Raw genomic sequence first — 13,905 nt, forward strand, 5'->3', positions numbered from 1 at the left:
ACGCTCGGCATCATCACTGTTACCGTGAGTCAGTGACCGTGACCCGTTGGATCGTGATCCACGTCCCTTCCTGGTTGCTGCTGGCAGGGCTCGTCATCGGTGTCGCCGGCGGGACGGCAACCGTCCAGGCGTTGGTGCGGCGCCGTTTCCCCAGCGTTGTGCGGGGCGAGCAGAACGAGGTCGCAACGTTCCTGTTCCCCGTTGTCGCGGTCGTCTACGGGTTCCTCATCGGCTTCATCGTCCTGGCGCTCTGGGGCCAGGTGAACACGGCGGATCAGACGACGCGGACCGAGGGTGCCACGGCGGTGCAGATGGCCAGGGGCCTCGATGTGTTCGGCAAGGAAGAGGGTGCACGGATCCGGCAGGGCCTGTTGGCCTACGGACGCGCGGCGGAGGCCGAGTGGTACGGCGCCGCGGCCGGCCGTACCGCGCCCGAGGCCGAGCGGGCACTGGACCGCCTGCACAACACCTACGGGACCCTCAGGCCCCGCAATGACGCCCAGCGCGCCTTTCTCGCCAGCTCGCTGTCGTCGTTGAGGGAATTGGGCAGCGCACGCACGGAACGGCTGCTGGAGGCGCGCACCGACAGCGGTCCGCCCCCGTCCTTGTGGATGGCGGTCCTTTTGACCAGTGGACTGATCCTCGGGTTCTCCGTCGTTTTCGGCTCCGAGCGTGCCCTGATCCACTACGGGATGGTCGGGGCGGTGAGCGTCCTCGTGGCCGCCAACCTGTTCCTGGTCACGGAACTGTCGTATCCCTTCCTGGGCGAGTTCTCGACGTCGCCGGAGCCGCTGCGCGCCGTGATCCAGGTCCTGTCGCCGCCCCGGTAGACCCGCAGCGCAGAGCGGAGGGGCGGCGGGCCGGGGCGAAGAGCCGTTGACCACGAGGCATGAGGCGATGCAACGCTGTGGGCGTGCGGCACAAGTTCCGCGGCCGCTCCGATCGGGAACGCGGCTGATCCTGCTATGCGTTGGCGTCGATTTCGGCGATCAGGGCTTCGATGCGGATCTTGATCTGGTCGCGGATCGGGCGGACGGCCTCGACACCCTTGCCCGCGGGGTCTTCCAGGGCCCAGTCGAGGTACTTCTTGCCGGGGAAGACCGGGCAGGCGTCGCCGCAGCCCATGGTGATGACGTAGTCGGACGCCTGGACGGCCTCGGTGGTCAGGACCTTCGGGGTCCGGGCGGAGATGTCGACGCCGGCTTCGGCCATCGCCTCCACGACTGCCGGGTTCACGGCGTCAGCGGGGGCGGAACCCGCCGAGCGGACCTCCACCTTGTCGTGAGCGAGGTGAGCGAGGAAGGCGGCGGCCATCTGGGAGCGTCCGGCGTTGTGGACGCAGACGAACAGCACCGACGGTTTGCGGGGGTCAGTCACGGGCGGGCTCCTGGAGGCCGGCCGGCTCGGCGGTCGGGGCGCTGTCGGGGAAGAGGCGGCGGGCGGCGAGGGCGACGTAGACCAGGCCGATCAGCACCGGCACCTCGATGAGGGGGCCGACGACGCCGGCCAGGGCCTGTCCGGATGTCGCGCCGAAGGTCGCGATGGCGACGGCGATGGCGAGTTCGAAGTTGTTGCCGGCCGCGGTGAAGGCCAGCGTCGTGGTCCGTGGGTAGTTCAGGCCGACCGCCTTGCCCAGGGCCATGGAGCCGACCCACAGGAGAGCGAAGTACACCAGCAGGGGCAGCGCGATCCGGGCGACGTCGAGAGGCTTGGAGGTGATGGCGTCGCCCTGGAGGGCGAAGAGCACGACGATGGTGAACAGCAGCCCCCACAGGGCGAACGGACCGATGCGGGGGATCAGCTCCGTCTCGTACCAGGTGCGGCCCTTGGCCTTCTCGCCCAGGCGGCGGGTGAGGAAGCCTGCGGCCAGGGGGATGCCGAGGAAGATCAGCACGCTGCGGGCGATCTCCCACACCGAGACATTCAGCCCGGCCTGTTGCAGGCCCAGCCAGCCGGGCAGGACGGAGAGGTAGAACCAGCCCAGCAGGCTGAAGGCGAGGACCTGGAAGACGGAGTTCAGGGCGACCAGGACGGCGGCGGCTTCGCGGTCGCCGCAGGCCAGGTCGTTCCAGATGATGACCATGGCGATGCAGCGGGCCAGCCCGACGATGATCAGCCCGGTCCGGTACTCCGGCAGGTCGGGCAGGAAGAGCCACGCGAGCGCGAACATCACGGCCGGGCCGAGGATCCAGTTGATCACCAGCGAGGGGATCAGCAGGCGCCGGTCCCGGGTGACGGTGTCCAGGCGGTCGTAGCGGACCTTGGCCAGCACCGGATACATCATCACCAGCAGCCCGAGCGCGATCGGCAGCGAGACACCGGTGACGGTCACCTTCGCCAGCGCGTCCCCCAGGCCGGGCACCAGTCGCCCCAGGCCGAGACCGGCGCCCATGGCCAGCAGGATCCACACGGCAAGGAAGCGGTCCAGGAACGACAAGCGAGCCGCGACCGGCCCCGCAGCCGCAAGCTCGGCCTCAGGCTCAGCCGATGCATCGGTGGTCATGAGGCATCCCCCGCGGGCGTCCCGACAGGCAGGGGGAGAGGCGGTCCGGCGGGCCGGGTCAGGATGCCGGCCAACCGGTCGGTCATCTCCGGCAGCAGCCGGTAATACACCCATGTCCCGCGGCGTTCGGAATCGATCAGCCCGGCCTGCTTCAAGAGCTTGAGGTGGTGGGAGATCGTCGGCTGGGACAGGTCGAAGGCCGGCGTCAGGTCACACACGCACACCTCGCCGCCGGCCCGGGACGCGATCATCGACAGCAGCCGTAGCCGCACCGGATCGCCCAGGGCCTTGAAGACCTTCGCCAGCTCGGTGGCCTGACCTTCGTCCAGCGGCGCAGCCAGCAGCCCCGGACAGCAGGCGTCGGTCCGGCCGATCACCTCAAGCTCTTGTTTCGACACATATCTATATTGACGAACCTCGATCCAAGTCGCAAGCTTGCATCGAAAGACATCAATACAACGCGACGGGAGACCGCCATGTCCCGCGTTCAGCTCGCCCTCAACGTCGCCGACCTCGAAAAATCGGTGGAGTTCTACTCCAAGCTGTTCGGCGTCCAGCCGGCCAAGCGCCGCCCTGGATACGCGAACTTCGCCCTTACCGAGCCGCCGCTGAAGCTCGTCCTCATCGAAGGCGAGGCAGGCCGGGAAACCCGCCTCGACCACCTAGGCATCGAGGTCGCCTCCACCGAACAGGTCACCGCCGCCACCGACCGCCTCAAGAAAGCGGGACTCGCGACCTTCGAGGAGAACGACACGTCCTGCTGCTACGCCCTCCAGGACAAGGTCTGGATCCACGGCCCCGGCGCGGAGCCCTGGGAGGTCTACGTCGTCAAGGCCGACGCCGACGAGATGGGCAAGAGTGAAGTCCTCACCGTCGCCCCCTGCCACAGCAGCCAATCCACCACCGCCGATCCCGCCGAGCCCGCCGAGCCCGCTTCCGCTTCCGGTTGCGCCTGCGGCAGCAACTGACCGCCCCGCCCAGGCCGTGCCGCGCGTCGCACAACGGCTGTGCCTCCGACGCTCCCACCGAGCCAACAGACCTCAGCAACGACCGACGCCGACAGCCCTCACGATCATGAACCGAGCAGAGGCGCCAACAGCACCCCAGCCCCATCCGCTACCCTGTCTGGGACCGCCGTTCGCGACGGTCCGCTTCCTTGGCGGGAACCAGATGGATCATCGCTCAGAGCATTCATCCACGTTCTGCGCAAGGCCCGGCCTCCGTAGCTCAGGGGATAGAGCACCGCTCTCCTAAAGCGGGTGTCGCAGGTTCGAATCCTGCCGGGGGCACAGAGAAACACCAGGTCAGAGGCCCTGTCGCCCAAGTGGGCGGCAGGGCCTCCGGTGTCGCGGCGTACATCTGGCGGACATGACGGGCGCGCGAAGGGCGGGGAGGCAGCGGGGGATGCTCGCAAAGGGCGCGGCCGGTGTGGCAGTGGGCCCGGCCTTGCGCGGGAGGGCAATCCGTTGAAGCTGCCGAAACACGCAGGGCCGCCGTACTACGGCCCGGAGCGCGTGCGTGCCGTCAAAGAGAAGGTTGGGCACCGGCCGTGGCACAGGCGCACGACTCTGTACGGTCCGGAGACGGACGACGAATGGTCGGCTTGGCGGGACTGGCTGGCCGTTCAGCTGGCGCTCCTTCCGGAGGGCAAGGCCGCGCCGCTGGCCAACCTTTTGGCGGACGAGAGCGAGTACCGGCCGCGGATCACCGAGCTCGCCGCCGGGCAGGCGTTGCGGACCACGGGGCTCCGTTCGGTCTATGACGAGGAGTGGGAGCGGTCGGGCGGTAAACGGGTGACGCCGGACTGGACCTGCCGCTACCCCGACGGGAGCGCCGCCCTCGTTCTCGATGCGGCCTGCCTCATGCCTCACGATGGGGAACTGGAAGCCCAACGACTGTGGACGCAGCTGGCGGAAGCGATCGCCAGGGAGATCCCGCATCCGGTTCTGCTCGCACCGCTACGGGTTGCGGGAGCGCCACCGCCGCCGGCCGATGAAGGAACGGCCAAGAGCATCGCCGGGGAGCTGCATCGGCAGGTGTCGTCCCCCCTGCACCGCGGCCCCGAGTTCACCGCTGGTGGACATCGGTTCCTGCTCCTCGACCACGGCGGCGACGGGCGCTGGGGAGGAGACGTCAGGGCGCATCTGAAGATCCCTCGCCCTTGCGCCGGCCCCGTCGACAACAGCCGCTTGCCCGGGATCACCGACGCCAAGGTCAGCTCCTACAAGGACATCGCGGCAAAGGTGCCCTTCGTCGTGGCCGTCGCGGCGCATCCGTGGACGGGCGTGAGCTTCGGGCATCTGGGCGGCCTGCTGTCCGGTGCACCGAGTCTTGTCGTCAACCTCGATGTGACCGACTTCTATGCCGACGCGCCGCGTCATGAGCCACGAGAACGCGCGCCCTGGCGGCCGTCCGCTCTGCTGTCCGGAGTGCTGTGGATCGACAATGCCGCGCCCTTCCCGGCCACTTGATGGCCCAACCCGTGTGCGGCGCATCCGCTCCCGGGAGGGCTTCAGCGCGCCCTCATCGCTGGATGACCGCATGAGCGGCTCGCGGCGCGGGGCACAGGGCGCACAGCGCGCACAGCGCGCACAGCGCGCAGCTGCGTATCGAGGCCTGTATTTGTGCAGGTCGCAGTCTTGGTTGGGGACGACCGCCGGGGGACACGCCACCGTCCGGACGATGATGCGCAGTTTCATGCGTTATTTCCGTTATTTCTGGCGCATGATCCGTACACGTGCCCGGCGGTTGACTGCTGTCGCCGCTCTTGCTCTGGCTGCAGTTCTCGGGCCGGTCGCCACCACTCCCGCCGCTGCGGCGCCCGTCGAGATGCCGGAGCCGCCTTCGGCGGATGCCGCCCGTACCGAGCTCGCGGACCTGACCGTTGAGGCACCGCACTCGATGGACGGTTACTCGCGCGCGAAGTTCCCGCACTGGATCCAGCAGGGCAACAACTGCGACACCCGCGAGGTCGTGCTGAAGCGGGACGGTCAGGACGTCACCCAGGACGCCCAGTGCCGGGCCGTCTCCGGCACGTGGCACAGCCATTACGACGACAAGACCCTGACGTCGGCGTCGCAGGTGGACATCGACCACATGGTGCCGCTGGCCAACGCCTGGCGGTCGGGGGCCGACAGCTGGACGACGGAGCGGCGCAAGGAGTTCGCCAATGACCTGCAGCACTCGCAGCTGATCGCGGTGTCCGCCGGCTCCAACAGGAGCAAGGGCGATCAGTCGCCCGACCAGTGGAGCCCGCCGGATCACGACTACTGGTGCACGTACGCGCGGGCCTGGACGGACGTCAAGCACCTCTATCAGCTGACGGTGACGCAGCCCGAGGCGGACCAGCTCGTGACGATGCTCAACACCTGCGCCTGATGCCCGACGCACCCCGGCGCTGCCTCGGCACCGTGACCGCCGGACCGGGCGGGGCGATGACCGATGAGGTCGGCGTCATCACCGGCGACCTCACCGTCGTCACCGCCCTCCGGCCCGACGGCCGGGCGGTGGTGCACATCCAGTACACCGGCGCCGAGGAGTGGTACACGCTCAGCGGCAGCCCGGTCCCCGTGGCGCCAGGCGGCCTGGACGTTCTGCATGCCGCCGTCGTACGGGCCGTGGGGCAGGGCGGCGAGGCCGTCGTCCCCGGGCCCGGTCGGCGGTGAGGGCGACGGGCGGACGTCGAGGGAGTTCGGGGGCCGGGGCGCCCTTTCCGGAGTGGTACCCGGCCGTGAGGTCTCAGGACGTGGGTGGCGCTGAGTCGACGCGGGGCGGGCCGGCGGGTTGGCGGTCGCCCGGCCGCCGAGGGTCGGGCGCCTTCGTTACGGTCGCGGCCAGGCGGGCGAGGGCGGCGGCCTCCTGGCTGCCCTCCGCGGCGCTGAACACATGCACCACCAGGCCCGTTTCGCCGGGCGCGGCCGGTACGTGCAGCGTCTCGTAGTCCAAGGTCAGCAGGCCCTCCGACGGGTGTCGCAGCCGCTTGCGTCCCGCCGCGCACATCACGACCTCGCCGGTGGCCCAGATCCGCCGGAACTCGGGGCTGTGCGCGGAGAGTTCGCCGATGAGCGCGGTCAGTTCGGCGTCGTCGGGGTAACGCCCCGCGGCGACCCTCAGCTGGCCGACGGTCTCCGCCGCCCGGTCCTCCCACTCGGGGTGGACGAGCCGGGCGGCGGGGTCGAGGAAGAGGTACCGGGCGTTGTTCCGCTCGCGCCGGCTCGGGTCGGCCGCGCCGCCGATCAGTTCGGCGCCCAGGCCGTTCCAGGCCACCACGTCCAGGCGGTGATCCGTCGCGAAGGCCGGAAGGTGGGGGGCCATGACGTCCAGGGTCCGCTGGAGCACGGGGCTGACCCGGGCCGTGGGCGCGGGGCCGCGCCGGGCGGCCGCCAGGGTGGTGAGGTGGCTGCGCTCCGCGCCGTCGAGGCCGAGCGCCCGCGCGAGCGCATCGAGCACCTCGGGGGACGGCTGGGTGGCCCGGCCCTGCTCAAGACGTACGTAGTAGTCCACGCTGATCCCGGCGAGCTGGGCCAGCTCCTCGCGGCGCAGCCCTCGCACCCTGCGGCGACGGCCGCCGGCGAGCCCGACCTGCTCCGGCGCGACGCGCCCCCGGCGGGCGCGCAGAAAGCCGCCGAGGGCCCGTCGGGTGTCGCCGATGCCGTGCTCGATGCGGGTCTCTGCGTCGTCCGTGCGCTCGATGTTGTCCGTGCGCTCGATGTCGTCGGTGCGCTCGATGTGGTCCACCCCGTCCATGCGTTCAAGTATGCGTGGCCCTCGCAGTACCAGGATCTTCGTTCCTCCGGTTGACAGGGTGCTGGCTGCCCGGCCGCGCCCGGGAGAGCGTGGTGGCATGACCGAAGCCACGCCGCAGCAGCAGAAGAAGAACATCCTCGTCGTCAGCGCCCACCCGGAACCCCGTTCGCTCAACGCCGCCCTGACCGCCTTCGCGGTCGAGCGCTTGCGCGCGGCAGGGCACGAGGTGCGGGTGTCCGACCTCTACGCGATGAAGTGGAAGGCGACGGTGGACGCCGACGACTTCCCCGAACACGCCGCGGACCGGCGGCTGGGCGTGATGGCCGCCTCGGAACGGGCCACGCTGGCCGGGCGGCTGTCGCCGGACATCGCGGCGGAGCAGGAGAAGGTGCGCTGGTCGGACGCGGTGATCCTGCAGTTCCCGATGTGGTGGTTCTCGGTGCCCGCGATCCTGAAGGGCTGGATCGACCGGGTGTTCACCGCCGGATTCGGCTACGGCCCCAAAGTCCCTCCGCCCTACAGCGAGGGCACCCTGGCGGGGCGGCGTGCGCTGGTGTCGGTGACGATCGGCGCCCGGGAGTCGGCCTTCTCCGACCGGGGCATCCACGGGCGGCTGGCGGACGTCCTCCACCCGTTGCAGCACGGCCTGTTCTGGTTCACCGGCATGGCGCCGCTCGATCCGTTCGCGGTGTACGGCTCGAACGAGCTGCCTCAGGAACGGTTCGCGGCGGCGCAGCGGGAGTACGGGCGACGGCTCGACGGGCTCTTCACGGACGAGCCGGTCGCGTTCCGGACGCTCGTCGGCGGCGACTACGACCACGGCATGCGGCTGCTGCCGGGCGTGGAGGAACCGGGGACGAGCGGACTGGAGATACACGTCCGCCCGCGCGGCTGAGCGCCGTCTGTTGCCGGGGCGCGCCGGGGCACGAGCGCCCGACGGCGTGGGAAGGGAGCTGAATTGACACCTGGTCAGACGCGCGTCGGTACGGGTGCCGGTTCGGCTCCACGACTCCCTCCATGGCCGTTCACCTGGCAGTTTTCTTGCATCTCGAAAGTTCAATTCCATCATTCGAAAAATTCTTGACGCATTCCTCGGTACGGGGGAACACTCCTTTCACTGGGCGCGTTAAGCCAGAGACGGGAGGGGGACCTGTGACGGATGTTGCCAGTGTGGCGCGGCGGAGCCCGGGAACCCGGGCCGGAGCCGCTCCGCATCCCCGCGCAACCGCCCCCTGTCCCCGCGCTCGGTCGGTTCGGCGCCCGCGACATCGCCGGCGCCCGGGATGGCGCCACACTCCGGAGGGCAGACCGTCACGCCGGGACCGCCCGGAGGTGCGGCGTGCGGTCCCGCCCTCCGCGCGATGTCCGCACGCCGGGATATCGGGGGCCGGATCCCGGCCCCGGACGCCCCGGCCCCGGTCCCGCTGTCAGACGGTCGACGCTGATGGGTGCTTATGTTTGACGAGGAAACGCGCTGCACGGACGGAGGAGGGCCGGCGCCGCTGTCGCGCGTGCGCGGCTGCTCGGAGGGGGCGGCGAGACCGGCGCCCGCGCACGCCCGAGCCGGCGTACAGGCACGGCTGAGCGAACTGTCCGAGCAGGCACGGCAGTTCGTGCAGGCGGCAGCCGTTCTCGGGGAGACCTTCGTGCTGCAGGACGTGGCGCAGGTCCAGTCGGTCACGACCATGTCGCTGCTGCCCGCGCTCGACGAGGTCGTCGCGGCCTCGCTGATCCGGTTCCACGAGGACCGGCTGACCTTTCGCTCGCCGCAGGTCCGTCAGGCGCTCGGGGAGAACATTCCCGCACCGGTGCGGCGGATGCTGCGGCACGGCGTGGTGGGCGCCCGGCGGGGGACGGCGCCGGGCGCCGGGCCCAGGGCCATCGCCGAACACATGATGGCCTCGCTCCTTCTGGCGCAGGGCGGTCTCCGCCGGCCGCTGTCCGGGCAGGCGCTGGGGATGTTGCGGAGCGCCCTGGTGGGCGTCCTGGCGGCGGGCGGCGACACGGAGGCCGAGGCGGCGGCGGTTCGGGTGCTCGGGCTCTTCCGGGATGACGAGCGGGGGCAGCGGGACCGGGCCTGCGCCCTTGTCGCGGCGGGGGACGCCGGGCCCCCGGCCGTGGTTGCGGCCGTGGTGCTGTCCAACCTCGAATGGGCGGCGGGGCATCTCGACGAAGGCCTGCAGTGGGGACGCGAGGCGCTGCGCAGGGCCGATGGTTCGCTGCCGGAGGCGTGGCGGCCGTATCCGGCGCTCGCGCTGGCCCACAAGCTGATCCACCTGGGGGACCTCGCCGAGGGCGGCGCGGAGCTCGCCCGGATACACGAGGAGGCACAGCGGCTGGGCCATCGGCGGGCGATCGCCGACGCCATGGTCGCGCACGGCCGCCTGCTGATCGGTGCGGGCCGTACGGCGGAGGCCGATGCGGAGCTGGCGGCGGGGGTGTCCCTGGCCGACCGGATCGGCGCCAACACCACGGTGGCGCAAGGGACTTCACTGCTCGCGGTGACGGCGCTGCGACGCGGCGAGCGGGAGAAGGCGGCCGGACTCATGTGGCGCGCGCGCCGGGAGAACGCCGTGGAGCAGTCCGCGTTTCCGTGGATCGGGCAGCGGTGGGTCGACTTCCTCGTGGCGTCGGCCCCGATGGATCCGCGCAGCGCCGTGGCGCTGCTCGCCGGGCGCTACGCCGATCTGCTGACCGCCCCCTTGCTGTTCGTACGGGACAACGGCGCGGCGGCCCGGCTGGTGCGGCTGGCGCGGACGGCCGGTGAGCCGTCGATCGCGGGGGCGGTGGTACGGACGCTGGAGCGGCTCGTGGCACACAACGCGGCGCAGCCGGCCCTGGCGGCGACGGCGGAGCACGCCCGGGGCCTGCTGCGTGACGACGCGGAGGCGCTGGCGTATGCGGCCCGGGAGCACCGCGAACCGTGGGCCGCCGCGGCGGCCGGGGAGGACCTGGGGGTGCTGCTGAGCCGGCAGGGCCGGGACCGCGACCTGGCGCACCGGCATCTGCGGGACGCGAGGGAGCGGTACGCCGCCATCGGGGCGCGGGCCGAAGCCGCTCGGGTGGAGGGGTGGTTGCGGGAGATGGATGGTGGGCGGGAGGGGGGCGGGGGTGCGGTGGGGTCCGTAGGGCCTGCGGGGTCTGTGGGGCCTTCGCGTGTGGTGACACAGGTGGCGGAGGTGCCGCGGGTGGCGTCGGCGTCGCCCCTTGCCGCCGGCTCGCCCGTCACACCTGCCGCACCTGCCGAACCCGTCCCACCTGCCGCGCCTGCCGCCCCTACGGCTTCTGCGGCGGCGGAGGCCCCCGAGGCGCCCGCCGCCGCGCTCACCGAGGCGGAACACCGTGTCGCGCTCCTGGTGGCGGAGGGCATGACCAATCAGCAGGTGGCCCGGTGGATTTCCCGCTCCCCTCACACCGTCAACTACCACTTACGGCAGATCTTCCGAAAGCTCCAGGTCAGCTCCCGGGTGGAGCTGGCCCGGCGCTTTCATGCCGGAGGGGACGAGGCCCCGGACCGCGACGCCCGGCCGGGCGCGGGCGGGTGACCGTCGGGCGTCGCGGCGGTCCGGCGCTATCCCTGGGTGACGGCGAGTTTCGCCTCGGCGATGGCGTCATAGCCGGAAATGCGGTTTCTGGCGATGAGATCGGATATCGCCTCCGCCTTCTTGGTCATGTCGTCGTTGCTGAAATCCCGGTAGAGGCGGCCCGCCTCGCGGGAAACGCTCTGCACCAGCGACGTACGGTCGATCCGCAGGCGCTCGTAGATTTTCAGCAGGCGGGCGAGTGAGTCCCGGTCCGCGCCGTCGAGAAGGGTGGCCAGGGAGAAAGCGTCCTCGATCGCCTGGTTCGCGCCCTGGCCGAGGTGCGGAACCATCGCATGCGCGGCGTCGCCCAGCAGCGTGATCGATTCCGTCGACCACTTGGCGAGCGCCGGACGGTCGAACACGCCCCATTTGAAGGTCGATTCGGCGGCGTCGATGGTTTCGAGGACCCTCGGTTCCCAGCCTTTGAATGCGGTCCGCAGTTCGTCGAGGTCTCCTGCCGCAGACCACGATTCGGCCGCATCGCGGTCGCTCGGCACATAGCCGACCACATTCATGATCCGGCCGGCCGAGACCAGGTAGCACAGGAACGTGCGTCCCTCGCCGAACCAAATGGCGAGCCTTTTGTCCTCCAGCGCCCAGCTCAGCTTTTCGATCGGGACCAGGGCCCGGTACGCCATGATGCCCTCACCGGTGGCGCGCACTTCCAGGCCCAGCGCTTCCTGGACCGCGGTACGGATTCCGTCCGCGCCGATCACCAGATCGGCCGAGACCGTCGAGCCGTCGGCGAACCGGACGCCGGCGTAACCGTCGCGCTGGCGGACCTTCACCGCCTTCTTGCCCAGGTGCAGGACCTCCGCGGGGAGTTTCGACACGAGTACCTGCTGGAACTCGCCGCGGTGCACGGCGTAGGTGCTGCCGAGCGGGCTGCGCTTCTGCGGCCAGTCCGCTACCGGGAGCGTGTTGCCGTCGGAATCCCGGACGATCGAATCGTCGGCCGAATAGCCGATCCTTTTCACCTCGTCGTCCAGGCCGACGGTGGCCAGCAGATGCATGGCGTTCGGCAGGACCCCGAAGCCCGCACCGATCGCCTTCAGCTCGGCCGTCTGCTCGTAGACGCTGACCCGATGGCCCTTTTCCCGCAGTGCGATGGCAGCCGTCAGACCGCCGACACCCCCGCCGATGATGGCGATGTTCAGCATTGCTCAACCCCCGTTTCGGTTATGGATTGGTGGGTGTTGCGGTGGTGATTCGGGGGACGGCCACGGCCGGCCTTTCGCCGGCGCGGCCGCCCGCCCCGGCCGTTCCGGACCGGCGCACCCGCAATGTCCGGGTGCGGGCCGGGCCGGATCGGCCGTCACCTCACAGAAGTCCCTGCGAATGCGCGGTGGCCGCCTGAAGGTGGTCGAGAATCCGGGCGACGGGCCATTCGGTGGCGGTGGACTGGACGGACGTGAGAAGCGCGTCCGCCACCTCGCGGTGGTCCGTCAGATCCAGCCGCGAGCGCACGAGGGTCAGCGCCAGATCTTCGAGTATCAGGCTGAAGACGGATTCCCAGACCTCGTCGTCGGGCCGCTGCCGGGCGTACTCGGCAACGACGGTGCCGTAGACCGCGATCGCGAAGAGCTCACCGACGGCCAGGACCTTCCGCTGATCGCCCTGGTCCAGCGGGCTGGTGAAGACCGACGCCCCCAGGCGCTCGACCGCATCGAAGAACAGCGCGGCGGAGGGGAGATGTCCCAGCTGTTCCTTCGCCGGGGCGCGGTCGCTGAACACCAGCTTTTCCAGGCCGCCGAGCCTGCGCTGGGACATCAGATAGCGCGGCGCTTCCGAGGAATCGCCCGCGGTGTCCGGCGACTGCGCGGTGTTGCCCGCGAAATCGAAGAAATTCGGGGCCGCGCGGATCGCCTGCATCAGATTGACGTACTTCGTCCCCTCCAGCCGGGGCAGGTACTCGACGTACTTCTGGAGCGGCCGGAATGCCGAATCCGCCTCGAAGGCCTTGGCGGAGATGACATCGCAGAGCGAGTGGATGACCTCCGTCGCGTCATGGGTCACCTTGGCCTTGGCCACGGCATTCAGGACGACATAGCGGTTGTCGTCCTCGCCGGCCGCATGCATATGGTCGACGCACCGTGCGGTGAACGCCTTCATACCGATCAGCCGCAGCGTCGCGCGGCACAGCGCATCCTGGTTCTGGCCGAACGAGCTCGCCGTCCGCCCGAATATCGAGCGGTTCGAGGTGTGGTGGAAGGTCTCCACCAGCGCCCGGGACACCAGACCGGTGGCCGCCGTCGCCAGATTGAACTTGCCGACGTTGATGGTGTTGACCGCGTCGGCGAATGCCTGGGGCCCGGCCGAGATGACGTCGTCCTCGTCGAATTCGTAGTCCGAGAGCCGGAACTCGCTGACGTACATCTGCTCCGGAACCGCGTTACGGACCAGTTCGAAGCCGTTGCGATGCGAGTCGACCCGGAACAGCAGATAGTCCCGGTCGCCGCCGTCGGGCCTGCGGGCGAAGGTCGTGATCAGGCTCGACACATTGCCGTTGCCGGTGTAGTCCTTGCCACCGCTCGCCACGTACCGGTCGGCGATCTGCTTCACGGACGTTGCGGTGGTGCGCCAGTCCGCGCCGGCCCCGCGCTCGGACATGCCGAAGGATCCGACCATGCCGGAGCGGAACTGCTCCCGGTAGGTGCGCTGGACCGTGGTGTTCTTCGACATCCACACCGGGGTGGCCGACAGGGAACTCACGTGCCACATCAGCCAGTGGGTGAAACTGTGGAATGCGAGGTGCTCGCTCAGCCCCGTGACGCGGTACGGCGTCCAGCCGGCCGAGGTGTCGCCGAGCCAGGCCGGGACCAGGGACCGTTCGAGCAGCCTGGTGGATTCCAGGAAGTACAGATACTCAGCCGGAAATTCCCGGTCGATCTCCTGCCGCAGCACCTTGTCCCGTCCGATATGGCGGAACCAGTCCGAAACTTCCGATGCGAACGCCCGGTCGTCCTGGACCAGGATGCTGGTGCCACCGAGAAGGTGGCCGGGTCGCTCAGAATTCGACATCTCGTCGCCTCTCATGTGTTCTTCCCCGTCGTATTGCGTGTTCGTGGTTTC

The 13,905-nt window shown here is 70.1% G+C and carries 13 protein-coding genes and 1 tRNA gene; 8 read left to right on the forward strand and 6 right to left on the reverse strand.

Annotation, left to right across the window (positions count from 1 at the left end; translation table 11 throughout):
- Positions 1 to 32 precede the first annotated feature (32 nt).
- Entirely contained in the window at positions 33 to 830 is a 798-nt protein-coding gene (locus AC5677_RS16285; RefSeq protein WP_497195767.1) for a bestrophin-like domain, read from the forward strand.
- Positions 831 to 963: 133 nt separating this feature from the next.
- On the opposite strand, the gene AC5677_RS16290 is transcribed toward AC5677_RS16285, so the two are convergent.
- From AC5677_RS16290 to AC5677_RS16300, 3 genes are read right to left on the reverse strand one after another with little or no spacing between them, the layout of a single operon-like run.
- The gene (locus tag AC5677_RS16290; protein ID WP_497195768.1) at positions 964 to 1,377 is read right to left on the reverse strand and encodes an arsenate reductase ArsC; all 414 of its coding nucleotides are present in this window, start codon (positions 1,375 to 1,377) and stop codon (positions 964 to 966) included.
- Positions 1,370 to 2,503, reverse strand: a complete 1,134-nt coding sequence (arsB, locus tag AC5677_RS16295; protein ID WP_497195769.1) for an ACR3 family arsenite efflux transporter — start codon at positions 2,501 to 2,503, stop codon at positions 1,370 to 1,372. The genes AC5677_RS16290 and arsB overlap by 8 nt, the downstream gene beginning before the upstream one ends.
- The gene (locus tag AC5677_RS16300) at positions 2,500 to 2,901 is read right to left on the reverse strand and encodes an ArsR/SmtB family transcription factor (RefSeq protein WP_497195770.1); all 402 of its coding nucleotides are present in this window, start codon (positions 2,899 to 2,901) and stop codon (positions 2,500 to 2,502) included. The genes arsB and AC5677_RS16300 overlap by 4 nt, the downstream gene beginning before the upstream one ends.
- Before the next feature lie 78 nt (positions 2,902 to 2,979).
- On the opposite strand from AC5677_RS16300, the gene AC5677_RS16305 reads away from it, so the two are divergent.
- The 5 genes from AC5677_RS16305 to AC5677_RS16325 all read left to right on the forward strand — a co-directional run bounded on the left by AC5677_RS16305 (position 2,980) and on the right by AC5677_RS16325 (position 6,168).
- Positions 2,980 to 3,471, forward strand: a complete 492-nt coding sequence (locus AC5677_RS16305) for an ArsI/CadI family heavy metal resistance metalloenzyme (protein WP_497195771.1) — start codon at positions 2,980 to 2,982, stop codon at positions 3,469 to 3,471.
- A gap of 248 nt (positions 3,472 to 3,719) precedes the next feature.
- A tRNA-Arg gene (locus tag AC5677_RS16310) sits at positions 3,720 to 3,792 on the forward strand.
- Positions 3,793 to 3,969: 177 nt separating this feature from the next.
- Positions 3,970 to 4,974 (forward strand): hypothetical protein, encoded by a 1,005-nt coding sequence (locus tag AC5677_RS16315; protein WP_497195772.1) that lies wholly within the window; start codon positions 3,970 to 3,972, stop codon positions 4,972 to 4,974.
- Between the two features lie 253 nt (positions 4,975 to 5,227).
- Positions 5,228 to 5,881, forward strand: coding sequence for an HNH endonuclease family protein (locus AC5677_RS16320; RefSeq protein WP_497195773.1), 654 nt, complete (start codon positions 5,228 to 5,230; stop codon positions 5,879 to 5,881).
- Entirely contained in the window at positions 5,881 to 6,168 is a 288-nt protein-coding gene (locus tag AC5677_RS16325; protein ID WP_497195774.1) for a hypothetical protein, read from the forward strand. Before AC5677_RS16320 ends, AC5677_RS16325 begins: the two co-directional genes overlap by 1 nt.
- A 73-nt stretch (positions 6,169 to 6,241) precedes the next feature.
- On the opposite strand, the gene AC5677_RS16330 is transcribed toward AC5677_RS16325, so the two are convergent.
- Complete coding sequence (locus AC5677_RS16330) at positions 6,242 to 7,249, reverse strand: helix-turn-helix transcriptional regulator (protein ID WP_497195775.1); 1,008 nt, start codon at positions 7,247 to 7,249, stop codon at positions 6,242 to 6,244.
- A 97-nt stretch (positions 7,250 to 7,346) separates the two neighbouring features.
- On the opposite strand from AC5677_RS16330, the gene AC5677_RS16335 reads away from it, so the two are divergent.
- On the forward strand, positions 7,347 to 8,144 hold the full coding sequence (locus AC5677_RS16335) for an NAD(P)H-dependent oxidoreductase (protein WP_497195776.1): 798 nt from the start codon (positions 7,347 to 7,349) through the stop codon (positions 8,142 to 8,144).
- Positions 8,145 to 8,760: 616 nt separating this feature from the next.
- Positions 8,761 to 10,794: a helix-turn-helix transcriptional regulator gene (locus tag AC5677_RS16340; RefSeq protein WP_497195777.1), complete on the forward strand. Its 2,034-nt coding sequence runs from the start codon at positions 8,761 to 8,763 to the stop codon at positions 10,792 to 10,794.
- Positions 10,795 to 10,820: 26 nt separating this feature from the next.
- Here AC5677_RS16340 and AC5677_RS16345 read toward each other — a convergent pair whose 3' ends face one another.
- A complete protein-coding gene (locus tag AC5677_RS16345) occupies positions 10,821 to 11,993 on the reverse strand; it encodes an FAD-dependent monooxygenase (protein WP_497195778.1) in 1,173 nt (390 codons plus the stop codon).
- Between the two features lie 160 nt (positions 11,994 to 12,153).
- Entirely contained in the window at positions 12,154 to 13,854 is a 1,701-nt protein-coding gene (locus AC5677_RS16350; RefSeq protein ID WP_497195779.1) for an acyl-CoA dehydrogenase family protein, read from the reverse strand.
- Positions 13,855 to 13,905: the final 51 nt, after the last annotated feature.

This window comes from Streptomyces sp. JLSY215 (genome assembly GCF_059682825.1).